General features: G+C 56.4%; 21 protein-coding genes. 16 read left to right on the top strand and 5 right to left on the bottom strand.

Annotated elements, in window-relative coordinates; all coding sequences use genetic code 11:
• Positions 1 to 78: 78 nt before the first annotated feature.
• The 3 genes from glnP to ybiO all read left to right on the top strand — a co-directional run bounded on the left by glnP (position 79) and on the right by ybiO (position 3,796).
• On the top strand, positions 79 to 738 hold the full coding sequence (gene glnP / locus ACOQH0_RS07090) for a glutamine ABC transporter permease GlnP (protein WP_010428919.1): 660 nt from the start codon (positions 79 to 81) through the stop codon (positions 736 to 738).
• Positions 735 to 1,457: a glutamine ABC transporter ATP-binding protein GlnQ gene (glnQ, locus tag ACOQH0_RS07085; protein ID WP_089598967.1), complete on the top strand. Its 723-nt coding sequence runs from the start codon at positions 735 to 737 to the stop codon at positions 1,455 to 1,457. The genes glnP and glnQ overlap by 4 nt, the downstream gene beginning before the upstream one ends.
• A 125-nt stretch (positions 1,458 to 1,582) precedes the next feature.
• The gene (gene ybiO, locus ACOQH0_RS07080) at positions 1,583 to 3,796 is read left to right on the top strand and encodes a mechanosensitive channel protein (protein ID WP_421511859.1); all 2,214 of its coding nucleotides are present in this window, start codon (positions 1,583 to 1,585) and stop codon (positions 3,794 to 3,796) included.
• Between the two features lie 45 nt (positions 3,797 to 3,841).
• On the opposite strand, the gene rlmF is transcribed toward ybiO, so the two are convergent.
• Positions 3,842 to 4,753 (bottom strand): 23S rRNA (adenine(1618)-N(6))-methyltransferase RlmF, encoded by a 912-nt coding sequence (gene rlmF / locus ACOQH0_RS07075; protein WP_421511858.1) that lies wholly within the window; start codon positions 4,751 to 4,753, stop codon positions 3,842 to 3,844.
• A gap of 243 nt (positions 4,754 to 4,996) precedes the next feature.
• On the opposite strand from rlmF, the gene mcbA reads away from it, so the two are divergent.
• From mcbA to ybiJ, 3 genes are all read left to right on the top strand, one after another.
• The gene (gene mcbA / locus ACOQH0_RS07070) at positions 4,997 to 5,260 is read left to right on the top strand and encodes a DUF1471 family periplasmic protein McbA (protein WP_042716255.1); all 264 of its coding nucleotides are present in this window, start codon (positions 4,997 to 4,999) and stop codon (positions 5,258 to 5,260) included.
• 126 nt (positions 5,261 to 5,386) lie between these two features.
• Positions 5,387 to 5,653 carry a DksA/TraR family C4-type zinc finger protein gene (locus tag ACOQH0_RS07065; RefSeq protein ID WP_010428900.1) on the top strand — a complete coding sequence of 89 codons (267 nt, stop codon included), beginning with the start codon at positions 5,387 to 5,389 and terminating at the stop codon, positions 5,651 to 5,653.
• Positions 5,654 to 5,938: 285 nt separating this feature from the next.
• Positions 5,939 to 6,199 carry a DUF1471 family protein YbiJ gene (gene ybiJ, locus ACOQH0_RS07060; RefSeq protein ID WP_029485014.1) on the top strand — a complete coding sequence of 87 codons (261 nt, stop codon included), beginning with the start codon at positions 5,939 to 5,941 and terminating at the stop codon, positions 6,197 to 6,199.
• Positions 6,200 to 6,313: 114 nt separating this feature from the next.
• On the opposite strand, the gene ybiB is transcribed toward ybiJ, so the two are convergent.
• Positions 6,314 to 7,276 (bottom strand): DNA-binding protein YbiB, encoded by a 963-nt coding sequence (gene ybiB / locus ACOQH0_RS07055; protein ID WP_348578126.1) that lies wholly within the window; start codon positions 7,274 to 7,276, stop codon positions 6,314 to 6,316.
• Between the two features lie 220 nt (positions 7,277 to 7,496).
• On the opposite strand from ybiB, the gene ACOQH0_RS07050 reads away from it, so the two are divergent.
• From ACOQH0_RS07050 to ACOQH0_RS07030, 5 genes are read left to right on the top strand one after another with little or no spacing between them, the layout of a single operon-like run.
• Positions 7,497 to 8,030 carry a fimbrial protein gene (locus ACOQH0_RS07050; RefSeq protein ID WP_010428892.1) on the top strand — a complete coding sequence of 178 codons (534 nt, stop codon included), beginning with the start codon at positions 7,497 to 7,499 and terminating at the stop codon, positions 8,028 to 8,030.
• A gap of 59 nt (positions 8,031 to 8,089) precedes the next feature.
• Positions 8,090 to 8,764, top strand: coding sequence for a molecular chaperone (locus ACOQH0_RS07045; RefSeq protein WP_421511856.1), 675 nt, complete (start codon positions 8,090 to 8,092; stop codon positions 8,762 to 8,764).
• A 26-nt stretch (positions 8,765 to 8,790) separates the two neighbouring features.
• Positions 8,791 to 11,334, top strand: coding sequence for a fimbria/pilus outer membrane usher protein (locus ACOQH0_RS07040; protein WP_421511855.1), 2,544 nt, complete (start codon positions 8,791 to 8,793; stop codon positions 11,332 to 11,334).
• Between the two features lie 17 nt (positions 11,335 to 11,351).
• Entirely contained in the window at positions 11,352 to 12,338 is a 987-nt protein-coding gene (locus ACOQH0_RS07035) for a fimbrial protein (protein ID WP_421511854.1), read from the top strand.
• A gap of 10 nt (positions 12,339 to 12,348) precedes the next feature.
• Complete coding sequence (locus tag ACOQH0_RS07030; protein ID WP_421512331.1) at positions 12,349 to 12,849, top strand: fimbrial protein; 501 nt, start codon at positions 12,349 to 12,351, stop codon at positions 12,847 to 12,849.
• Here ACOQH0_RS07030 and dinG read toward each other — a convergent pair.
• Together dinG and rhlE are read right to left on the bottom strand one after the other, a co-directional pair.
• Positions 12,836 to 15,013, bottom strand: a complete 2,178-nt coding sequence (gene dinG / locus ACOQH0_RS07025) for an ATP-dependent DNA helicase DinG (RefSeq protein ID WP_421511853.1) — start codon at positions 15,011 to 15,013, stop codon at positions 12,836 to 12,838. The genes ACOQH0_RS07030 and dinG overlap by 14 nt on opposite strands.
• Positions 15,014 to 15,110: 97 nt before the next feature.
• Positions 15,111 to 16,451 carry an ATP-dependent RNA helicase RhlE gene (gene rhlE / locus ACOQH0_RS07020; RefSeq protein WP_421511852.1) on the bottom strand — a complete coding sequence of 447 codons (1,341 nt, stop codon included), beginning with the start codon at positions 16,449 to 16,451 and terminating at the stop codon, positions 15,111 to 15,113.
• A 207-nt stretch (positions 16,452 to 16,658) separates the two neighbouring features.
• Between rhlE and cecR the strand changes: the two genes are divergently transcribed.
• The 5 genes from cecR to ACOQH0_RS06995 are packed head-to-tail and all read left to right on the top strand — an operon-like array spanning position 16,659 to position 22,347.
• On the top strand, positions 16,659 to 17,336 hold the full coding sequence (cecR, locus tag ACOQH0_RS07015; protein ID WP_421511851.1) for a transcriptional regulator CecR: 678 nt from the start codon (positions 16,659 to 16,661) through the stop codon (positions 17,334 to 17,336).
• On the top strand, positions 17,333 to 18,328 hold the full coding sequence (gene hlyD / locus ACOQH0_RS07010; protein WP_421511850.1) for a secretion protein HlyD: 996 nt from the start codon (positions 17,333 to 17,335) through the stop codon (positions 18,326 to 18,328). Before cecR ends, hlyD begins: the two co-directional genes overlap by 4 nt.
• Entirely contained in the window at positions 18,321 to 20,060 is a 1,740-nt protein-coding gene (locus ACOQH0_RS07005; protein WP_421511849.1) for an ATP-binding cassette domain-containing protein, read from the top strand. Before hlyD ends, ACOQH0_RS07005 begins: the two co-directional genes overlap by 8 nt.
• Positions 20,050 to 21,183, top strand: coding sequence for an ABC transporter permease (locus ACOQH0_RS07000; protein WP_089598954.1), 1,134 nt, complete (start codon positions 20,050 to 20,052; stop codon positions 21,181 to 21,183). Before ACOQH0_RS07005 ends, ACOQH0_RS07000 begins: the two co-directional genes overlap by 11 nt.
• Positions 21,184 to 21,240: 57 nt before the next feature.
• Positions 21,241 to 22,347, top strand: coding sequence for an ABC transporter permease (locus ACOQH0_RS06995; RefSeq protein WP_023310860.1), 1,107 nt, complete (start codon positions 21,241 to 21,243; stop codon positions 22,345 to 22,347).
• Here ACOQH0_RS06995 and ACOQH0_RS06990 read toward each other — a convergent pair.
• Positions 22,309 to 22,719 (bottom strand): YbhQ family protein, encoded by a 411-nt coding sequence (locus tag ACOQH0_RS06990; protein ID WP_089598953.1) that lies wholly within the window; start codon positions 22,717 to 22,719, stop codon positions 22,309 to 22,311. The two genes, ACOQH0_RS06995 and ACOQH0_RS06990, sit on opposite strands and share 39 nt — an antisense overlap.
• Positions 22,720 to 22,787: the final 68 nt, after the last annotated feature.

The raw sequence follows: 22,787 nt of genomic DNA, 5'->3' as shown, positions 1-22,787 counted from the left end.
GGTTTGTAACGCCCGGTGGCGCTCACGCTTGCCGGGCCTACGTTTTTCGTTTTTTACCACGGTATACAGGAATACATCATGCAGTTTGACTGGAGCGCCATCTGGCCTGCCATTCCTCTCTTGCTTGAAGGCGCTAAAATGACCCTGTGGATTTCGGTCCTGGGTCTGGTTGGCGGGTTGATTATCGGTCTTGTCGCCGGTTTCGCCCGCACCTACGGCGGCTGGATTGCAAACCACATCGCACTGGTTTTCATCGAAGTGATCCGCGGCACCCCGATTGTCGTGCAGGTCATGTTTATCTACTTCGCCCTGCCAATGGCTTTCAACGATCTGCGCATTGACCCGTTCAGCGCCGCCGTCGTGACCATTATGATCAACTCAGGCGCTTACATCGCGGAAATCACCCGCGGTGCGGTGCTGTCGATTCATAAAGGTTTCAGTGAAGCGGGTCTGGCACTGGGGCTTTCCCGTCGCGAAACGATCCGCCACGTGATTCTGCCGCTGGCGCTGCGCCGTATGCTGCCGCCACTGGGTAACCAGTGGATTATCAGCATTAAAGACACGTCGCTGTTTATTGTTATCGGCGTGGCTGAACTGACCCGTCAGGGGCAGGAGATCATTGCGGGCAACTTCCGCGCGCTGGAAATCTGGAGTGCGGTAGCCGTTGTCTATCTGATCATCACTCTGGTTCTGAGCTTCGTTCTGCGTCGTCTTGAAAGAAGGATGAAAATCCTGTGATTGAATTTAAAAACGTTTCCAAGCACTTTGGCCCAACCCAGGTGCTGCACAATATCGATTTGAGCATCAAACAGGGCGAAGTGGTGGTGATTATCGGGCCGTCCGGCTCCGGTAAATCCACCCTGCTGCGCTGCATCAACAAGCTGGAAGAGATCACCAGCGGCGATTTGATCGTCGACGGCCTGAAGGTCAATGACCCGAAAGTGGATGAGCGTCTGATTCGTCAGGAAGCGGGCATGGTGTTCCAGCAGTTCTACCTGTTCCCGCACCTCACGGCGCTGGAAAACGTGATGTTTGGCCCGCTGCGCGTGCGCGGGGCGAGCAAAGCGGCGGCGGAAGCGCAGGCAAAAGATCTGCTGGCCAAGGTCGGCCTGGCCGAACGTGCGCACCACTACCCTTCCGAGCTGTCCGGCGGCCAGCAGCAGCGCGTAGCGATTGCCCGCGCGCTGGCGGTGAAACCGAAGATGATGCTGTTTGATGAGCCGACTTCCGCGCTCGACCCGGAGCTGCGCCACGAGGTGCTGAAAGTCATGCAGGATCTGGCCGAAGAAGGGATGACGATGGTGATCGTGACCCACGAAATCGGCTTTGCTGAGAAAGTAGCGTCCCGCCTGATCTTTATTGATAAAGGCCGTATTGCTCAGGACGGTAACCCGCAAGAGCTTATTGCTAACCCGCCAGGGCAGCGTTTGCAGGAGTTCCTCCAGCACGTATCCTGATCCGTCGCGTCACACCGAGCCGGGCCCTGCCCGGCTTTTTTACGCCAGATTGTTCCCAAAAATTCCCCTCCGCGCCTCGACTTCTATACTTATCATTTTGTTCGACATTTTCACCGGAGGGCGCCGTGCCGTGGATCCTGTTGCTGTTGATTAGCCTGTTTAGTGCGCCATCGTTCGCCGTCGCAATCCCCGGCGTCACCACCGGAACCACCGCGACGAAGGAGAGTACGCCGCCACCGGAGCCCGATGTCGAAAAGAAAAAAGCCGCCTACGGCGCCCTTGCCGACGTGCTGGAAAACGACGCCGCCCGGCAAGAGTTAATCGGTGAGCTTCGTAAAGTCGCCGCCACGCCATCCCAGGAGGCCGTTCCGGCCATCACGCCGCCCCAGGTGGAGGAACAAAAAACAGTGCTGGAAAACGTCACTGACGTGAGCCGCCACTATGGGGATGCCCTCTCCTCTCGTTTTGCGCAGCTTTACCGAAATCTGATTGGCTCTCCGCATAAGGCCTTTAATCCCCAGACCTTTTCCACTGCCGTCACGCAGTTTTTAATGCTGGCCGCCGGCGTGTTTATTTTTTACTGGCTGGTGCGCCTGTGTGCCTGGCCGCTGTACCGCAAAATGGGTATCTGGGGACGGAAAAAAAACCAGCATAAAAGCAGCTGGCTGCACCTCCCGGCGATGGTTGCCGGAGCCTTTATCATCGATTTACTGCTGCTGGCACTGACGCTGTTTGTCGGTCAGATCCTGGCCGATCGCCTCAATACGGGCAACAAAACCATTGCCTTTCAGCAGGCGCTCTTCCTCAATGCATTTGCGCTCATCGAATTTTTTAAAGCGGTACTGCGCGTCATCTTTTGCCCGCGCGTGCCTGAACTTCGCCCTTTTAATATTAAGGATGAGAGCGCGAAATACTGGGCCGTGCGGTTAAGCGTGCTCAGCGGCCTGATTGGCTACGGCCTGCTGGTGGCCGTGCCAATCATCTCCAACCAGGTCAATGTGCAGTTTGGCGCACTGGCAAACGTGCTGATTATGCTCTGTATTACCGTCTGGTCGCTGTACCTTATCTTTCACAATAAAAAGGCGATCACCGAAAGCCTGCTGCATTTGGCCGACCGTTCCCTCTCCTTCTTCAGCCTGTTTATCCGCGCCTTCGCGTTGGTGTGGCACTGGCTGGCGAGCGCCTACTTTATTGTGCTCTGCTTCTTCTCGCTGTTTGACCCGGGAAATAGCCTGAAATTTATGATGGGGGCGACGTTCAAAAGCCTGGCGATTATCGGCGTTGCGGCTTTTGTGTCTGGCCTGCTGTCCCGCTGGATCTCGAAAACCATCACCCTCTCACCGCAGGTACAGCGTAGCTACCCTGAACTGCAAAAGCGCATGAACGGCTGGATGTCGGTATCACTTAAGGTGGCGCGGATTTTGACCGTCTGCGTGGCGATTATGCTGCTGCTGAACGCCTGGGGACTGTTTGATTTCTGGAACTGGCTGCACAACGGCGCGGGTGAAAAAACGGTCGATATTCTGATTCGTATCGCGTTGATCCTGTTCTTTTCCGCCGTCGGCTGGACGCTGCTGGCGAGCCTTATCGAAAACCGTCTGGTGTCCGATATTCACGGCAGGCCCCTGCCCAGCGCGCGGGCAAGAACGCTGTTAACGTTATTCCGCAACGCGCTGGCGGTGATCATCAGCACCATCACCATCATGATTGTGCTCTCGGAGATCGGCGTGAATATCGCCCCGCTGCTGGCGGGTGCCGGGGCGCTGGGGCTGGCGATCTCCTTCGGCTCACAAACGCTGGTGAAGGATATTATTACCGGTATCTTTATTCAGTTTGAGAACGGGATGAACACGGGCGACCTGGTGACCATCGGGCCGCTGACCGGCACCGTTGAGCGAATGTCCATCCGCTCCGTCGGCGTGCGTCAGGACACCGGTGCGTATCACATTATTCCGTGGTCATCGATTACCACCTTTGCCAACTTCGTGCGCGGGATTGGTTCCGTTGTGGCGAACTACGATGTGGATCGCCACGAGGATGCGGACAAAGCGAAGCAGGCGCTGCGGGATGCGGTAGAAGAGTTGATGCAGATGGACGATATTCGCGGGCTGGTGATCGGTGAGCCGTCGTTTGCCGGGATTGTCGGGCTGACGAATACCGCATTCACCCTGCGCGTGTCGTTCACCACCCAACCGCTGAAGCAGTGGACGGTGCGTTTTGCGCTCGACAGCATGGTGAAAAAGCACTTTGATCTGGCGAACGTGCGGATGCCGGTGCAGACGTATCAGGTATTGCCGCCGCCCGCATCGCCGCTGCCACCGCAGGAGCCGACGCTGTAACCGGGCCGGGTGGCGGCTTCGCCTTACCCGGCCTACGACGGGGTACTATTTGCGACGTTTGTTATTGTCCATAAACGTCCAGGCAATAAAGCGGCTCTGTTTCTGGCCTTGCGACATCTCTTTCTTCACCACTTTCACCGCACCGGCTTCGGTCAAGGCACGGTAGAGCGGCGGCAGGTTATCGCCGCGCGACACCAGCGAGGTAAACCACTTCACCTGACGGCCGAACTGTTTACTTTCTGCAATCATGCGCAGGATAAACGCAACTTCACCCCCTTCACACCAGAGCTCCTGCTGCTGGCCGCCAAAGTTCAGTGCGGCATCTTCCGCCTGCCCCAGGTTACGGCGCTTACGCTCGCTGCCTGCGCGTGCTGTGGCAGCAGAATCATGGAACGGGGGATTACACATCGTGGCATCGTACTGTTCGTTCTTATGAATAATGCCGTTGAAGATGGATTTGTCATCTTTCTGACGACGTAAACGGATCGCCCGGGTTAAACCTGGATTCGCGTTAATAATCGCCTGCGCACTGGCGAATGCCTCAGTGCCAGTTTCACTGCCGGTAAAACGCCATTGATATTCATGCGCGCCAATGAGCGGGTAAATCAGGTTTGCCCCGGTGCCAATATCCAGGATTGTCGCCTGCTGTGGAACGACGCCATCATTCCCTTCCGCAAGAAGATCGGCGAGGTGATGGACGTAATCTGCGCGGCCAGGCACGGGTGGGCAAAGAAAGCCTTCGGGGATATCCCAGTGCGTCACGCCATAAAAATGGGCCAGCAGCGCTTTGTTCAGCGTTTTGACCGCCAGAGGATCGGCAAAATTGACCGAGGGTTCACCCGCTGGCGTCTGTACAATAAAGTCCTGCAACTGAGGGCAGCTCAGGCACAGCGCTTTCATGTCATAGCGGCTGTTATGGCGGTTACGCGGGTGCAATCCCGGCTTTTGGGCAGTCATGGCATTCTCCTTTCAACAGCGGCGTAAGATACCCTTTGCGGACCCAACGGTAAATAACTGTCTGCCCAACGCAAAAACACACCGGAAATCAGTCACCTTTATGTCTATGATCTGTCAGCAAATTGTCAATTTACATCGTTCAAAAAATAAGCAGATCATCATCAAATTTTTGCGCTAAATCACACTCGTCGGGCTTCTAAACTTAAAGGGAATCACCTGTTGTTTCCCCCTGAGGATGTGATTATGAAAAGATATATGACCCTTGTTGTCGCGGGTGCACTGGCAGCCGCATCTTTCTCTGCCTGGTCCGTTCAGTCACTGAATGAAAACACAGACACCAGCCAGCTGCGTGCTGCCGGTACCGTCTCCGTCAGTCGCGCGAGTAACCTTGACGATCTCCAGGATAAGCTGGCTGAAAAAGCACGTCAGGAAGGTGCCAAAGGTTTCGTGGTGAATTCCGCTGGCGGCGATAACCACATGTATGGCACAGCAACCATCTACAAATAACCGTTCGACCTTCCTCCCGACTGCATCTGCCCCAACAGATGCAGTTTCTTTATTCCCGTCTTGACCGTACAATTTTTAACCCCACATTAGCGTTATGTGTTTTATAAAACCAAACAGGAGAACGCCATGGCTTCCGGTTGGGCAAATGACGACGCCGTAAACGAACAGATCAACAGTACGATTGAAGATGCTGTAGCCCGCGCTCGCGGTGAATTACCGCGCGGTGAAAGCCTGCAGGAATGTGAGGAGTGTGGCGACCCCATTCCCGAGGCGCGGCAAAAAGCCATCCCTGGGGTAAGGTTATGCATCACCTGCCAGCAGGAGAAAGATTCAAAAAATACTTCACATTCGGGATATAATCGCAGAGGATCGAAAGATAGCCAGTTACGTTGACTTTCCTTTACCTAAGTCAACGGAGCAAGCGAATACGTTTACGCTCACGAATTTTCGTACGTCGCGTAGCAAAATGTGCCCTTCATCTTCTCTCTGTAAAGCGCATCGATAAGAACTGTAAAGCGCCCTTCTGAATTTATTAATATTCAATAACTTATTTGTCATTCAATTTTTTTGATTGACCACGTCAATTCTCTTCGATTTTATCTCTTAAGAAAAACCGTGATACTTATCACATCGACGGAACATCGTCCCTTTATCAGAATAACCTGCGAGAGATTAATTATGAAAACCATCAAATATGCTGTAGCTGCTGTTGCCCTGTCTGCTCTGTCTTTCGGCGCTTTCGCTGTAGAGCCAGTGTCTTCTACTCAGGCACAGAACATGAATAAAGTGGGTGTGGTAAGTGCTGAAGGCGCGACCACACTGGACGGTCTTGAAGCCAAACTGGCTGAGAAAGCTGCTGCTGCAGGCGCAAGCGGATACACCATCACCTCCGCTAACGGCAATAACAAACTGAGCGGCACTGCGGTTATCTACAAATAATCGAACGAATTATGCTCCACCCTCACCGTACCCTCTGGTGAGATGCTCCACCCTCATTGACCCTGTTGTTACCCTTTGTTTGCCCGTCCGCCACTGGACGGGCTTTTTTTTTGCTTAAAACGACTGCGCCACGCGCTGCAGCCCGGCTTCGACGGTTTCTACCTCGCCCGTAGCCAGTAAACAGCAGGCCATTTGCAACCTGATGGAGTGCGGAACGGGGGCATTGCCCGCCAGACACTCAACGATCCAGTGCGCGGTGGTGTGCGGATCTTTTGCCTGTGGCAGGGCCACATCCCTGTTCTCTTCCCCTCGTTCAAGCACTGCACGCGAGCCAGCAGAATCAATCAACATGATTTGCGGGCAGCGCAGTGGGTTGGCATACACCTCTCCTTCCGTTCCGTGCATCAATAACGCCCGTCCGCCAATGTCCTCAAAGAACTTGCCAACACGCGTCACGTACTCCGGGTGCGACACGCTGGAAAGACGCAGGGCCGCGTCTTCATTAAACGGCGTGGCCAGTTTAGCCAGCGTGTGGGCACTGTTACGCACCCCCATACGCCAGCGCATTTCAAGCTGTTTTTCCAGCGGCGGGCAGAGCGCGCGTACCGGAATATAGACTGGCTGATGCCCGTCCAGCTTTGCCTGCGCCTGACCCGCATGCAGGGTCGGTTCGATACCCAGCAGTTCAAAGATCGTTTCCGTCAGCACCCGAGTGGGATCTTCACTCACGCCGTGCACCACGACCGGGAATCCAAGCTTATGCAGCAAAATCGCCAGCAGCGGCGTGAGGTTAGCCTGCTTACGCGCGCCGTTATAGCTAGGGATAACGATCGGCATCGGCTTTGCCACCGGTGGCGTTAAGCGCAGCATTTGCTCCTGCATGGCTTCATAGAAGCCGCGCATCTCCGCTTCACCTTCACCTTTAATACGCAGGGCAATCAGGATACCGCCCATCTCCAGCTCGGGAACATCACCGTTGAGCATATGGGTGTACAGCGCACGGGCCGTTTCCTGATCCAGGTCACGGGCGTGATTTTTCCCTCGCCCTACCTCTTTGATAATTTTGCGATAATCCACGACATCTCTCCTTGCGACTCTTTGCAGTTACTATAGCCCTGATAAATGTCTGCCGGGTAATCATTTTCCTCTCCCGCAAGCCTGCGAAAATGCTTTGAGGATAAAAGTGGTCTGAAGATAAATTGAGCGAAAAATAATTCTCAGCGATAGTTCACACCGAATTAATCAGCCACGTGATGATTAATGTCAGAGGTGTCACACTTTCATTCAGAGGATTAAAATGAAAAAATTTATTATTGCGGGCATCGCTGCCGGGATGGCGTGTGCTTCGGTTTCTGCATTCGCATCCAGTGGTGAAGGGCAAATTAATTTCACAGGTGAAATTATTGACTCTGCATGCACGGTCGTAAATGGTTTAAGTAACCCACTTGATGTTTCATTAGGTAAGGTGGCTAAATCTGCATTTACCGGGAGTGGTTCGACGACGTCGACAACCCGTTTTAGTATTCAGCTTAAAGATTGTCCCGAAACCGTTACCAGCGCTTCAGTGACGTTCGGTGGGACGCCGGATAGTGGCAATAAGGATGTCCTTGCTGTGACGTCCGGTACCGGTGCTGCATCGGGTGTGGGTATTCAGTTGCTGGATAAAACAGAAAACCCACTGAGTTTATATACGGCTTCCGCCGCATATACCCTCACTTCAGGGACAACAACGAACGATCTGCAGTTTGGTGCACGCTATATCCAGACCGGACAGACTATTTCTGCCGGACTGGCGAATGCCGCATCAACCTTCACCATTGTTTACAACTAATAAAACAGATATTAGCTACCCCGGTAGTTAATATCTGTTATTTTTATTATGGTTTCACTATGCGAAAATATCTTCTGGCCTCCTCCTTTTTATTCATCGCTTCTGTCGCTCATGCGGGTATTACCATCGGCGGCACGCGCGTGGTTTACCCGGAAAATAAAAAAGAATCCTCCATTGGGATCGAAAATCCGGACAATCTCGATTATCTGGTTCAGTCATGGGTCGAAACGGAAGATAAAGCACGCGAAAAAGCACCGTTCCTGATTACACCGCCTCTGTTCCGCCTTGATGCAAAGCAGGACAACGTTCTGCGCATCATCAGAACCGGGGGGAATTTACCTGCTGATCGTGAATCGCTGTTCTGGTTGAATATTAAATCTATTCCCTCTTCCACGCGCAATGAAAACACCAACACGTTGCAGATCGCGATTAAAACCCGAATTAAGCTCATCTATCGCCCGACGAGTATTACCGGGAAACCGGAAGATGCCACCACGCAATTATCCTGGCACGCGCAGGGTAACCAGCTTATTGTCGAAAACCCCACACCTTTTTACATGAACTTCCAGGAAATAAAGCTGGACGGTAAAACAGTAGACAAAGCCACCTATGCCGCACCTAAGAGTGAAACGCATTTCACCACGCCGGGAAATATCACCGCGCACTCGGTAAGCTGGAAAATCATTAATGACTACGGCGGCATCAGCCAGTCATATACCGCGCAAATTAAATAATCATCCAGGGATAGCTGGAAATAATTATGAGCTGGGAATACACCACCAAACCGCCCAAACAACATGGACGCTCAATGCTTATTGCACTGGGGTGTACCCTGCTGGGCGTTTGCGTGCAAAAAGTTCTGGCCGAAGATTATTTCAATCCGGCGCTGTTGGATATCGACAACCCCAGTCAGGGGAAGACGGATCTCAGTATTTATGAGATCGGCCCCGGCCAGGCGCCGGGCAAATATCACGTCGACATCTTCGTGAACAATAATAAAGTGGCAAGCAAAGAAATTACGTTTACGCTGAAAAAAGATGCCAGCGGAAAATCGATCCTGCAGCCGTGCCTGAGCGCGGCCCAGCTAAAAAGCTTCGGCGTTAACATAGATAAATTCGTGCAGGATGAAAAGGCCCAGTGCATTGACCTGAGCGTTATCCCTTCCGCCAGCGCGACGTTTCACGTTAATCCGCAGCAGCTGCTGTTAAGCATGCCTCAGACCGCCATCACCCAGGTGCCGCGCGATTACGTCGACCCGCAGGAGTACGACGAAGGGATAAATGCCCTGCTGCTGAACTACAGCTTCACCGCCGGGGACAACCACGGCAAGGGCGAAAACGGTACCGACCAGCGCAGCGAGTTTCTTAACCTGCGACCGGGTCTTAACCTTGGGGCGTGGCGCTTGCGTAACTACTCCACCTGGAGCAAAACCAGCGGTGACGGTGATACAGAAAGTGAGTTTTCGTCGGTCTACACCTATGCCCAGCGCGATATTATCGCCCTTGGCAGCAACGTCAAATTCGGACAAAGCTCGTCCCCCTCCGATGTATTCGACAGCATCTCATACACCGGGGCGCAGATAGCGTCGAACGACGACATGCTCCCGGACAGCATGAAAGGCTTTGCACCGGTGATCCGCGGAACAGCGCACAGCAACGCCCAGGTCATCGTCCGCCAGAACGGTTACGTCATTTATCAGAACTATGTCGCCCCCGGCGCGTTTGAGATTAACGATCTCTACCCCACCGGCGGCAGCGGCGATTTGAACGTCACCGTTAAAGAGACGGACGGCAGCGAACAACATTTTGTGGTGCCCTACGCGTCGGTGCCGGTCTTGCAGCGTGAAGGCCGCTTTAAATACAGCCTCACCGCAGGTCGCTATCGCAGCTACGACAGCGACGTTGAGAAAACGCCTTTCATGCAGGGCACGGCAATCTACGGGTTGCCTTACGGCTTTACGGCCTACGGCGGCGTGCAGGCCAGTCAGTACTACGATGCGCTGGCGCTGGGGTTCGGTAAAAACATCGGGGATTTCGGCGCGTTTTCGGTGGACCTTACTGACGCCAGGTCAGAGATGCAGGAACAGGATCCAACTCACGGCCGCTCCTGGCGCATCCGCTACAGCAAAGATTTTGCTACCACCGGCACCCATTTTTCCATGGCTGGCTATCGCTATAACAGCAAGGGATTTTACACCCTGCAGGACACCCTGGATTCCCATACCCGCAATGACGACTGGCAAACGCCGGACACCCGACGCAGCCGCAAAGAGGCCACTGTCGATCAGTCTCTGGGCGGTTCGTTCGGTTCGCTGACCTTAAGCCTGGTCAAAGAGAACTACTGGAACTCAAGCCAGGGCATGACCTCAATGAACCTGGGTTACAACAACTCGTGGCACGGCATCAGCTACGGCCTGAGCTACGGGCTGGATAAAAACACCCGTGACGGCAGCGACGACAACAACGAAAAAACCAGCGAGCAAACCATCGCCTTCAACGTCTCTGTACCGCTCGATCGCTGGCTCAGCAACACCTGGGTGAACTACAACCTGAACAGCACGAAACACGATACCACCCAAAGCGTGGGCCTGAACGGCACCGCGCTTGCTGGCAATAACCTCAGCTGGGGCGTTCAGCAGGGCCACAGTCAGAGCAGCGGCGACAGCACTAGCCTGAATGCCGATTACAAAGGTACCTACGGTGAAGTGAACGCGGGCTATTCACAGGATAACCAGCAGCAGCAGCTCAACGTCGGCCTTCAGGGGAGCATGATCGCCCATGCGCACGGCGTCACGCTGGGTCAGCCAATGGGCGAGACGGTCGCGCTGGTCGAAGCGCCGGGTGCGGACGACACGAACATCAGCAATCAGACCGGCGTGAATACCGACTTCCGCGGCTATGCCATTGTGCCTTTCGTGTCGCCGTACCGTCATAACACCCTTGCGCTCAACACGGAGACGCTGCCGGGAAATGCGGACGTCGATCGGGCAGCCATAACCGTGACGCCAACGCGCGGCGCCATCGTGCGCGCCCATTACGAAACGCACGTTGGCAGCCGGGTATTAATGACCCTGAAACGCGCCGATGGACGTGCGATCCCCTTCGGCGCGACGGCATCTCAGCCCCATCAGGACGGCGAGTTTATCGTGGGTGACGGTGGTCAAGTTTATCTGACCGGCATGCACGAGAAAGGCACGGTTGACGTCATCTGGGGGAAGACCGCCGACAGCCACTGCACCGCAGCCTACCACCTGCCAGCAAAAGACGATGGTGCAGTGCTTAACATCACGGCGCAGTGCGTATGACCCTTTCCGAGGAAAAAATGAACATGTTTAAATATGCCTTTGCGCTGATTGTGTTCCTTACTAGCGCGTGCCTGATGCCGCATGCCGATGCGGCGACAACCTGTGATAGCACCGATCTACCCTATACCTTTAATCCTGGCACGTTGTCTGTTCCCACGACCCTGAGTATTGGCGGCGTGATCCCCGGCTCTACGAAAACCCATACCGTCAACGGTAGCTGTACTGGCACCCTCCCTAATCGCACCATCGTGTCGTGCTATTACGGTTCTGGAACGGAAGTCGAAGGAATGCCGGGCGTTTACTCAACGGATGTTGAAGGTGTAGGCATTGAACTCCTTAACAGCAGCGGGCAGATAGTACGCGGCGCGGGTACAGAATGTAATTCAACAGCGACCCCCATCGGCACGGTCAACAGCGACCAGACATTTTCTTTTAGTTACACAGAAAGACTAATTAAAACGGCGCAGCATATCGGCACCGGTACCCTTACCACGTTTCTGGGGCGATACGGGTTTGGGGTCTATACCTCTGCCGGAATTGGTTCCACGACGAATAATAAAAGCTATTACTCCGCGACTATCGCGGAAAGAACGGCCACCTGCTCCATCGATCCGCTCAATCTGACGGTCACACTCGGCGATTTCCCGGTCTCGCAATTTACCCATGTAGGCAGCTACACGGCCTGGAAGTATTTCAACATCACAGCCACCTGTACGGAAGCGGTAAACCTCACGGCCTCGGTGACCAGCGCCAATGGTCTTAACAGCCAGTTTGATGATGTTCTGACCCTGACGCCGGGGAGCGACAGCGCCACGGGCGTGGGGGTAAGGATGTTGCTCGATGGCGTTGATCTTAAATACAACTACCCGATCCCGGTTGGCGGAAGCACTGAACCCAACGTGCCGGATGTTATCCCCTTCGCCGTACAGTATTACCAGACGGATGCCACCGTCACGGCGGGAAAAGCTAATACGATTGCCACCATCGATATGGAATATCAGTAACGGAGCGATGATGAACAAGTTACTTTTTTTACTCGCGCTGACGTGCCTCTCTGCGGGCGCGACCGACGTGACGGTCAATATCCAGGGAAATATTTACGACACCACCTGTCAGGTAGACAGTGCCAGTCAGAATATGGTGGTGGATCTTGGGCAGGCCGTCGCCAGTGATTTCAAGGATGTCGGTGATACGGGGGAATGGATAAACGTTGACCTGACCCTGTCAAAGTGCCCGCCGAGTCTGATGCTGGCCACGATTACCGTGAATGGTCAACCCGATGGGCAGCATCCTAATAAATTCGCCAACACGGGTACGGCTACCGGGGTTGCTCTTGAATTAGCTGACAGAACAGATTTTATTACGTTAGCCCCTCAATCGAGTTTCAATGCCGTGATAGACGCCACAACGCATACTGCCGATTTCCCAATAGCCGCACGCTACTACGCTACCGCCATGCCCGTGACTGCCGGCACGTTCAGCAGCGTTGTGCAGGTCACCTTTACTTACCAGTAGGACCGCGTCCCTTAGCACGGATGCTTTTCTTACGCCCGGCGGCCGGTTTTGCCGGGCGTTTTTTCACTTCCGGCACCTCGGGCTGTTCAATCGGGAACACCGGTAACGCATTCAGCAGCCGCTGACCGTAGTTCTTCGTCAGCAGACGCTTGTCGTAAATCACAATCTCGCCCCAGCAGCCGTGGCTGCGAATCAGACGCCCGACCTGCTGAATCAGGTTAAACGACGCCGCAGGTAAACTCTGCACCTCAAACGGATAGCGGTTGAGGCTCTTTAGCCACTCGCCCTCGGTGATCACCACCGGGCTGTCGATGGGCGGAAAGGCGATTTTATGGATGTGCACCTGCGTCAGGTAGTCGCCCTTCAGATCCAGACCTTCGGCAAACGACTGCAACCCCACCAGCACGCTGCGCTCGCCGTTATCAATGCGCTTGCGGTGCGTTTCCACCAGCCGGTAGCGCGGCTGATCGCCCTGCACCAGCAGGAGTAAACGCAGATCGGTGAAGTGCTCCAGGAAGCGCTGCATCGCCCGCCCGCTGGCAAACAGCACCAGCATGCCGGGGTATTGTTTGCTCTCGACCTGTTCGCGGAAGTAGGCCGCCATTTCCGCAATGTGCTGCTCTTCGTTTTCCATCAGCGGCTCATACTTCATCCGCGGGATCACCAGCTTGCCCTGCTCGCAGTGGTTAAACGGCGAGTCCAGCGCCACAAAACGGTCGCCCGCTTTCTCTTTTAGCCCGCTCATCTCCTGCAAACGAGAAAAACTGTTCAGGGAGCGCAGCGTGGCAGAGGTGACTACCACGTGCGGAACGCTGCGCCAGATCAGCTTTTCCAGCTGATCTGCCACGCGGATGCCCACGCAGTGGAAAAAGAGGTGCACCTGCCCGTCCCGCTCTTCGCGGGTGGCCCATTTGGTGACCGGCGCGCCGGACGCCTGCGCCATCGAGGCCAGCCGCCAGAGCTTGCTCTGCGCTTCAAACATCCCCAGCGCGCGGTTCATCTGCAGCAGAATGCGGTGCAGTCGCACCACGTCGTGGGTGCCGGTTTTCTCGCTAAGATCGTTCAGGAACATCTCCGCCAGCCCGCGCAGTTTTTCCAGATGCTTCGCCAGCTGCTGGCAAATCTCCATCACCTCTTCCGGTAGCTCGCCCATCGCAAAGCGGTGTTCCGCTTCCTGGGTGGCCGGCAGATAAAGATTCAGGATGTTATTGAGAGACGAAATGAGGCTATAGACCTCTTCACAGTGGTCGCTCAGCCGCTCCGGCACCGCCAGCGGCGGCGTGGTTTTCGGGCGGAACTGCTCCATGCAGGTGGCAATCAGCTTGCAGAAGAGATCGAGCTGAAGACGGAACCAGGGGGCGGTAATTTCGGCGCTCATCTCCAGCGCGTCCCGCGCTACGTCCGGCAGATGGTGGCCTTCATCGAGCACCAGCAGCAGGTTTTTGGGTTCCGGCAGCACCGCTTCGCTCTCCAGCGCGGCCATCACCAGCGCGTGGTTAGCCACCACCACTTCCGCCTCCTGAATTTCGCGTCGGGCGACGAAGAACGGGCACTCGCGGTAGTAGTGGCAGTTGCGGTTCAGGCAGCTCGCTTTGTCGGTGCTGAGCCTGCGCCATAAATCGTCGCTGATGGCCTTATCAGTATGATCGCGCAGGCCATCCCACTTATAGCCGTCAAGATCGATCTTGAGCGTGGCGCAGAGTTCCTGCTCGGCTTTATTGTTCGGCGTGAGATCGTCGTCGAGGAAGGCCAGCAGATCCTGCTGCGTCGCCTCGCTGCTGGCCAGCCCCGCCAGGTTACGCGGGCACACGTAACGCCCGCGCCCAAAGGCCGCCGTAAACCGCAGGTCGGGGATGATTTTGCGCAGTAGCGGTAAATCTTTGCTGAAGATCTGATCCTGCAGCGCCACGTTGGCGGTGCTGACCACCAGCGTTTTGTCCTCTTCCCGCGCAATCGCGATGCCGGGAATGAGATACGAGAGGGTTTTCCCGACGCCGGTTGGGGCTTCAATCGCCAGATGTCGCCCGTCGTCCCCGGCGAGCGTTTTGGCCACGTCAGCAATCATCTGCCGCTGCGGCGCTCGGGGGATAAAGTCGGGGATCTGCTGTTGTAGCGCCTTATACCATGCGCCAATTTGCGCCTTGAGCGCAGCGGTTAAAGCCATCGGAAAACCTGAAATACTGTATAAACAGCCACTATTGTGGCACTTTCTCTTCGCTGCCGCAAAAAGAAAAGCCCGGCTTTACGACCGGGCTTCCAGATTACTGCGGGTTAGCAGGTTTACGCGGGCGGCGTCGACGCTGCCCTTCCCCTGCCGGTTTCCCTTCGCCGCTGCGCCACGGGTTTTCACCCGCCGGTTTGCTGTCGTGGTTACGACGCGGCTGCTGACCGCGACCGCCGCCACCCTGACCACGTCCACCGCCGCCCTGACGACCGTTCTGAATCGGCTCGGCTTTGATCGACGGGTCCACTTCGTAGCCCGGGGTTTCGATGCGCGGGATCTCTTTCTTCAGCAGACGTTCGATGTCGCGCAGCAGCTTGTGTTCATCCACGCAGACCAGAGAAAGCGCTTCACCGGTTGCCGCCGCGCGGCCGGTACGACCGATACGGTGAACGTAGTCTTCCGGCACGTTTGGCAGCTCGTAGTTCACCACGTGCGGCAGCTCTTCAATATCCAGGCCACGGGCGGCAATATCGGTCGCCACCAGCACGCGGATGTCACCGGATTTGAAGTCCGCCAGCGCACGGGTACGCGCGCCCTGGCTCTTGTTACCGTGGATCGCCGCGCTGCGGATACCATCTTTATTCAGCTGTTCCGCCAGGTGGTTGGCACCATGTTTGGTGCGGGTAAAGACCAGCACCTGCTGCCAGTTGCCCTGACCGATCATCTGGGAGAGCAGTTCCCGCTTGCGCTTTTTATCAACAAAGTGAACGTGCTGCGTCACCTGCTCAGAGGCGGTGTTGCGACGCGCCACTTCCACTTCCAGTGGGTTATGCAGCAGTTTTTCCGCTAGCGCCTTGATCTCGTCGGAGAAGGTCGCGGAGAAGAGCAGGTTCTGACGACGCGCAGGCAGTTTAGCCAGCACGCGGCGGATGTCGTGAATAAAGCCCATGTCGAGCATGCGGTCGGCTTCATCCAGCACCAGAATTTCAACCTGATCCAGCTTAACCGCGTTCTGGTGTTCCAGATCCAGCAGACGGCCCGGCGTTGCCACCAGCACGTCCACGCCGCCGCGCAGCTTCATCATCTGTGGGTTGATGCTGACGCCACCGAAAACCACCAGCGAGCGAATGTTGAGATAGCGGCTGTAGTCACGCACGTTCTCACCAATCTGCGCGGCCAGCTCACGAGTAGGTGTCAGGATCAGGGCACGAACCGGACGACGGCTTTTGGCGTGCGGCTGGTTTTTTACCAGCAGTTCCAGCAGCGGCAGAGTAAAGCCCGCGGTTTTACCGGTGCCGGTCTGGGCGCTAGCCATCAGGTCACGACCCTGAAGCACGGCGGGGATCGCCTGCTGCTGGATTGGGGTTGGCTCAACGTAGCCCTGTTCTGCGATCGCGCGCAGAATTTCCGGGTTCAGGCCAAGGGAATCAAAAGACATAAAAACTCCGAACCGCCCCGACCATCACAGGTGTAGTTTTCAGGGAGATATAACGAATAGGGGAGGACAAAAACCACAATGTCGCGAAGGGGCGGAGTGTAGCAGCTTTTGTGACGTGGCGCATAAAATATCCCTCAACATTCCCTCGACGGGAGAGTGAATCAGACATAATATTAATCAATCGATTGATTAATTTTTAATGCCGACATGAATACGACACCCACAACAACCAAAGGTGAACAGGCCAAAAGCCAGCTTATCGCCGCCGCGCTGGCGCAGTTTGGTGAGTACGGGCTGCACGCGACCACGCGGGATATCGCGGCGCAGGCCGGGCAGAACATTGCGGCCATCACCTACTATTTTGGCTCAAAAGAGGATTTATATCTCGCCTGTGCCGAGTGGATCGCCGATTTTATCGGCACGCAGTTTCACCCGCACGTGGAAGAAGCCACCGCGCTGCTCGGCCAGCCGTCGCCCGATCGCGCCGCCGTTCGCCAGCTTATTCTCAACGCCTGTCATAATATGATCCGCCTGCTGACGCACGACGATACGCTGAACCTGAGCAAGTTTATTTCCCGCGAGCAGCTCTCCCCTACGGCTGCCTACCAGCGGGTACACGATCGGGTGATCGCGCCGATGCACTCGCACCTGACCCGGCTTATCGCGGCCTATACCGGACGCGATGCAAGCGATACCGAAATGATTTTGCATACCCATGCCCTGCTGGGCGAAGTGCTCGCCTTCCGTCTGGGGCGGGAGACCATCCTGTTACGCACGGGCTGGACACAATTTGATGAGGATAAAGCCGAGCAGATTAGCAAGGTGATCGCCTGTCACGTCGATCTGATCCTGCAAGGCTTAACGCAAAGGAGCCTGAAGTCATGAAAAAACCTGTCGCCATCGTTCTGGTGGTTGTTGTGTTGCTTGCTGCTGGAATAGGTGGCTGGCTGTGGTATCAGAGCCAGCAGGATAAAGGCCTGACGCTGTACGGTAACGTGGATATTCGCACGGTGAACATGAGCTTCCGCGTCGGCGGACGTCTCGCCTCGCTGAGCGTTGACGAAGGCGATGCCATCAAAAGCGGGCAGACGCTGGGGATGCTGGATAAAGCGCCCTACGAGAACGCGCTGATGCAGGCCAAAGCGGGCGTATCCGTGGCTCAGGCGCAGTATGACCTGATGCTGGCAGGCTATCGCGATGAAGAGATCGCCCAGGCTGCCGCCGCCGTTAAGCAGGCGAAAGCCGCCTATGACTACGCGCAGAAGTTCTACGCGCGCCAGCAGGGGCTGTGGAAAAGCCGCACCATTTCCGCTAACGACCTGGAGAATGCGCGCTCGTCCCGCGACCAGGCACAGGCGACGCTGAAATCCGCACAGGATAAATTAAGCCAGTACCGCACCGGTAACCGCGCGCAGGATATTGCCCAGGCGAAAGCCAGCCTTGAACAGGCACAGGCGCAGCTGGCCCAGGCGGAGCTGGACCTGCGCGACACCACGTTAATCGCCCCGTCCGATGGCACGCTGATGACCCGCGCCGTGGAGCCGGGCAGCATGCTCAGCGCGGGCAGCACCGTCTTAACGCTCTCCCTGACCCGCCCGGTGTGGGTACGCGCTTACATTGACGAGCCGAACCTCGGGCAGATGCAGCCGGGCCGCGAATTGCTGCTCTATACCGATGGTCGCCCGGACAAGCCGTATCACGGCAAAGTGGGCTTTGTCTCCCCTACCGCCGAATTCACCCCGAAAACGGTTGAAACACCGGACCTGCGAACCGACCTGGTGTATCGCCTGCGCATCATCGTTACCGATGCGGACGACGCGCTGCGTCAGGGTATGCCCGTAACCGTAACAGTCAGCGACGGGGAACGACATGAATGACGCGGTTATCCAGCTCACCAATCTGGTCAAACGCTTTAAGGGAATGGACAAACCGGCCGTCGCGCCGCTGAACTGCACCATCCAGAAAGGCTACGTGACCGGGCTGGTCGGTCCGGACGGCGCGGGGAAAACTACGCTGATGCGGATGCTGGCGGGGTTGCTCAAGCCGGATGAAGGCTCGGCCAGCGTGCTCGGTCTTGACCCGATAAAAGACGACGGTGCGCTCCACGCCATGCTCGGCTATATGCCGCAGAAGTTTGGCCTGTATGAAGACCTGACGGTGATGGAAAACCTGAACCTGTACGCCGATCTGCGCAGCGTCACCGGCGAAACGCGGCAGAAAACCTTCGCCCGCCTGCTGGAGTTCACCTCCCTCGGCCCGTTCACCGACCGGTTGGCGGGCAAGCTCTCCGGCGGAATGAAGCAGAAGCTGGGGCTGGCCTGTACGCTGGTCGGCGAGCCAAAGGTGCTGCTGCTGGATGAGCCCGGCGTGGGCGTTGACCCGATTTCTCGCCGTGAATTGTGGCAGATGGTGCACGAACTGGCGGGCGACGGGATGCTGATCCTCTGGAGCACCTCCTACCTCGACGAAGCGGAACAGTGCCGGGATGTGCTGCTGATGAACGAAGGCGAACTCCTTTATCAGGGCGAGCCGACGACGCTGACGCAGAGCATGGCCGGGCGCAGCTTCCTGCTGCATAGCCCGCAGGAGTCCAACCGCAGGCTGCTGCAGCGGGTGCTCAGGCTGCCACAGGTGAGCGACGGTATGATCCAGGGCCGCTCGGTGCGCATTATTCTAAAAAAAGAGGCCACAGCCGACGACATTCGCCAGGCGCAAGGCATGCCTGAGATCGAGATAGAAGAGACCGCGCCGCGCTTTGAGGACGCGTTTATCGACCTGCTGGGCGGCGCGGGTACGTCAGAGTCGCCACTTGCCGCCATTCTGCATACGGTGGAAGGCACGCCGGGCGAAACGGTGATCGAAGCCAAATCGCTCACCAAAAAGTTCGGGGATTTCGCCGCCACCGATAACGTCAATTTCGCGGTTAAACGCGGCGAGATTTTTGGCCTACTTGGACCAAACGGCGCGGGAAAATCGACAACCTTTAAGATGATGTGCGGCCTGCTGGTGCCGACATCCGGCAAGGCGCTGGTGCTGGATATGGATCTGAAAGTCAGCTCCGGCAAGGCGCGCCAGCATCTCGGGTATATGGCGCAGAAGTTTTCGCTGTATGGCAACCTGACGGTCGAGCAGAATCTGCGCTTTTTCTCCGGCGTGTACGGCCTGCGCGGGCGGGCGCAGAACGAAAAAATCCGCCGCATGAGCGACGCCTTCGCGTTAACCAACATTGCGTCCCACGCCACCGACGAGCTGCCGCTCGGCTTTAAGCAGCGGCTGGCGCTGGCCTGCTCGCTGATGCACGAGCCGGATATTCTGTTTCTGGATGAACCGACCTCCGGCGTGGATCCCATTACCCGCCGCGAGTTCTGGTTGCACATCAACAGCATGGTGGAAAAAGGGGTGACCGTGATGGTGACCACCCACTTCATGGACGAGGCAGAGTACTGCGACCGCATCGGGCTGGTGTATCGCGGCAAGCTGATTGCCCACGGCACGCCGGACGACCTGAAAAACCAGGCCGCCGACGACGCACAGCCAGACCCGACCATGGAGCAGGCGTTTATCACCCTCATCCACGACTGGGATAAGGAGAATGCCCATGCACAGTAATGCGATTTCGTGGCGCAGGGTGCGCGCGCTATGCATTAAAGAGACGCGGCAGATCGTGCGTGACCCCAGCAGCTGGCTGATTGCGGTGGTGATCCCCCTGCTGCTGCTGTTTATCTTTGGCTACGGCATTAACCTGGACTCCAGCAAGCTGCGGGTCGGGATTCTGCTGGAGCAGCAGAGCGAAGAGGCGCTGGACTTCACTCACGCCATGACCGGTTCGCCCTACATTGACGCCACCATCAGCGACAACCGGCAGGAATTGATCCAGAAAATGCAGGCCGGGAAAATTCGCGGTCTGATCGTCATTCCGGTGGATTTCGCCGCCAATATGGCGCGCGCTGAAACCGATGCGCCGATTCAGGTGATCACCGACGGCAGCGAGCCGAACACCGCGAACTTCGTGCAGGGCTACGCGGAGGGGATCTGGCAGCTCTGGCAGATGCAGCGCGCCGAAGACCGGGGTGAGGAGTTTGAGCCGCTGATCGATGTGCAGACGCGCTACTGGTTTAACCCCGCCGCCATCAGCCAGCACTTTATTATTCCGGGCGCGGTGACCATCATCATGACGGTAATCGGCGCGATACTGACCTCGCTGGTGATCGCCCGCGAGTGGGAGCGCGGCACCATGGAGGCGCTGCTCTCTACCGAAGTCACGCGCGTCGAGCTGCTACTGTGCAAGCTCATCCCCTACTACTTCCTCGGCATGCTGGCGATGCTGCTCTGTATGCTTGTCGCCGTCTTTATCCTCGGCGTGCCGTATCGCGGCTCGCTTGTCGTGCTGTTCTTTATCACCAGCCTGTTTTTACTCAGCACGCTGGGCATGGGGCTGCTCATCTCCACCATCACCCGTAACCAGTTTAACGCCGCGCAGGTGGCCCTCAACGCCGCCTTTTTACCGTCGATTATGCTGTCCGGGTTTATCTTTCAGATAGACAGTATGCCTGCGGTGATCCGCGCCGTGACCTATGTTATTCCGGCTCGCTACTTTGTGAGCACGCTGCAAAGCCTGTTCCTGGCGGGGAATATTCCGGTGGTGCTGATTATCAACACCCTGTTTTTGATGGCGTCGGCGGTGATGTTTATCGGGTTGACGTGGATGAAAACGAAAAGAAGATTAGATTAGCCAACGGAATTTGTAGGTCGGGTAAGCGCAAGCGCCACCCGACAGGAGGACGATGCAATGTTTCACCGTTTATGGACGTTAATACGCAAAGAGCTGCAATCCCTGCTGCGCGAGCCGCAAACCCGCGCCATTCTGGTTTTGCCGGTGCTGATCCAGGTTTTACTGTTCCCGTTTGCCGCCACCCTTGAGGTGACCAACGCCACCATTGCCATTTACAACGAAGACAACGGCAAACATTCCGTCGAGCTAACGCAGCGCTTTGCCCGCGCGAAGGCCTTTACTCACATCCTGCTGCTGAAAAGCCCGCAGGAAATCCAGCCCACCATCGACACGCAAAAAGCGCTGCTGCTGGTGCGGTTCCCGGCGGATTTCTCCCGCAATCTGGATACCTTCCAGACCGCGCCGATGCAGCTGATCCTCGACGGGCGTAACTCCAACAGCGCCCAGATCGCAGCGAACTATCTGCAGCAGGTGGTGAAGGATTACCAGCAGGAGCTGATGGAGGGCAAACCGAAGCCCAATAACAGCGAGCTGGTGGTGCGCAACTGGTACAACCCGAATCTGGACTATAAGTGGTTCGTGGTGCCGTCGCTGATCGCCATGATCACGACCATCGGGGTGATGATCGTGACCTCCCTGTCCGTCGCCCGCGAGCGTGAACAGGGCACGCTGGACCAGCTGCTGGTCTCCCCGCTCGCCACCTGGCAGATTTTCGTCGGCAAAGCGGTTCCGGCGCTGATTGTCGCGACCTTCCAGGCCACCATCGTGCTGGGAGTAGGTATTTGGGCCTACCAGATCCCGTTCGCCGGTTCGCTGGCGCTGTTTTACTTCACGATGGTGATTTACGGGCTGTCGCTGGTGGGGTTTGGACTGCTGATCTCGGCGCTCTGCTCAACGCAGCAGCAGGCGTTTATCGGGGTATTCGTCTTTATGATGCCCGCAATTTTGCTCTCGGGTTATGTTTCCCCCGTCGAGAATATGCCGGTGTGGCTACAGGATCTGACGTGGGTAAACCCGATTCGACACTTTACGGATATCACCAAGCAAATCTATCTGAAGGATGCGAGTCTGGACATTGTCTGGGGAAGTTTGTGGCCGCTACTGGTTATCGCGGCCACGACCGGATCAGTGGCGTACGCGATGTTTAGACGCAACATTGCGTAGCTTTTTCTCTTTGGTGAGTAAAGAGACAACCGCAGGCCCTGCGAGGATTGCCAGACCCGCCAGGGCCAGCAGCAGGTTGTTTTGCAGCACGCGCGACAGCAACCAGAGCACAATCATCGCGGCACCAAAATACCAGGTGGTGGTGAGCTCTTCGAGCACATCACCCACTTCACGCCAGCGCGCCTCGTGGTGACGCTGTAAAAACAGCATCGACAGCACGGTGACGCCGTAAAGCACGCATAGCCCCAGACCAACATGCACCAGCGTGCCGCTCATCCAGCCCATCACCAGTACGGCCACGACCAGTAAATGCAACATTATCTGCCAGCAACTCAAACCCGTTGCGACACGAACACGTTGTTGCCACTTCATGGCTTCTCTCCTGAAGGATTTTTCTCTGCTAGTTCAGACTACCGCACTTTACGGAAAATTCCGTAACG

Source organism: Enterobacter sp. JS8-1, assembly GCF_049187015.1.
Classification (GTDB): domain Bacteria; phylum Pseudomonadota; class Gammaproteobacteria; order Enterobacterales; family Enterobacteriaceae; genus Enterobacter; species Enterobacter mori.
The sequence above is the reverse complement of the archived record's forward strand: the minus strand, read 5'-3'. Positions and strand labels throughout refer to the sequence as shown.

Excerpts from the sequence above, each read along its gene's own strand:
- ACOQH0_RS06995 (WP_023310860.1), top strand. The coding sequence starts at position 21,241 with ATGTTTCACCGTTTATGGACGTTAATACGCAAAGAGCTGCAATCCCTG.
- ybiJ (WP_029485014.1), top strand. The coding sequence starts at position 5,939 with ATGAAAACCATCAAATATGCTGTAGCTGCTGTTGCCCTGTCTGCTCTG.
- ACOQH0_RS06990 (WP_089598953.1), bottom strand. The coding sequence starts at position 22,719 with ATGAAGTGGCAACAACGTGTTCGTGTCGCAACGGGTTTGAGTTGCTGG.
- rhlE (WP_421511852.1), bottom strand. The coding sequence starts at position 16,451 with ATGTCTTTTGATTCCCTTGGCCTGAACCCGGAAATTCTGCGCGCGATC.
- mcbA (WP_042716255.1), top strand. The coding sequence starts at position 4,997 with ATGAAAAGATATATGACCCTTGTTGTCGCGGGTGCACTGGCAGCCGCA.
- hlyD (WP_421511850.1), top strand. The coding sequence starts at position 17,333 with ATGAAAAAACCTGTCGCCATCGTTCTGGTGGTTGTTGTGTTGCTTGCT.
- cecR (WP_421511851.1), top strand. The coding sequence starts at position 16,659 with ATGAATACGACACCCACAACAACCAAAGGTGAACAGGCCAAAAGCCAG.
- rlmF (WP_421511858.1), bottom strand. The coding sequence starts at position 4,753 with ATGACTGCCCAAAAGCCGGGATTGCACCCGCGTAACCGCCATAACAGC.
- ACOQH0_RS07005 (WP_421511849.1), top strand. The coding sequence starts at position 18,321 with ATGAATGACGCGGTTATCCAGCTCACCAATCTGGTCAAACGCTTTAAG.
- ACOQH0_RS07040 (WP_421511855.1), top strand. The coding sequence starts at position 8,791 with ATGAGCTGGGAATACACCACCAAACCGCCCAAACAACATGGACGCTCA.
- ACOQH0_RS07065 (WP_010428900.1), top strand. The coding sequence starts at position 5,387 with ATGGCTTCCGGTTGGGCAAATGACGACGCCGTAAACGAACAGATCAAC.
- glnP (WP_010428919.1), top strand. The coding sequence starts at position 79 with ATGCAGTTTGACTGGAGCGCCATCTGGCCTGCCATTCCTCTCTTGCTT.
- ACOQH0_RS07050 (WP_010428892.1), top strand. The coding sequence starts at position 7,497 with ATGAAAAAATTTATTATTGCGGGCATCGCTGCCGGGATGGCGTGTGCT.
- ACOQH0_RS07035 (WP_421511854.1), top strand. The coding sequence starts at position 11,352 with ATGAACATGTTTAAATATGCCTTTGCGCTGATTGTGTTCCTTACTAGC.
- ACOQH0_RS07000 (WP_089598954.1), top strand. The coding sequence starts at position 20,050 with ATGCACAGTAATGCGATTTCGTGGCGCAGGGTGCGCGCGCTATGCATT.
- ACOQH0_RS07030 (WP_421512331.1), top strand. The coding sequence starts at position 12,349 with ATGAACAAGTTACTTTTTTTACTCGCGCTGACGTGCCTCTCTGCGGGC.
- dinG (WP_421511853.1), bottom strand. The coding sequence starts at position 15,013 with ATGGCTTTAACCGCTGCGCTCAAGGCGCAAATTGGCGCATGGTATAAG.
- ACOQH0_RS07045 (WP_421511856.1), top strand. The coding sequence starts at position 8,090 with ATGCGAAAATATCTTCTGGCCTCCTCCTTTTTATTCATCGCTTCTGTC.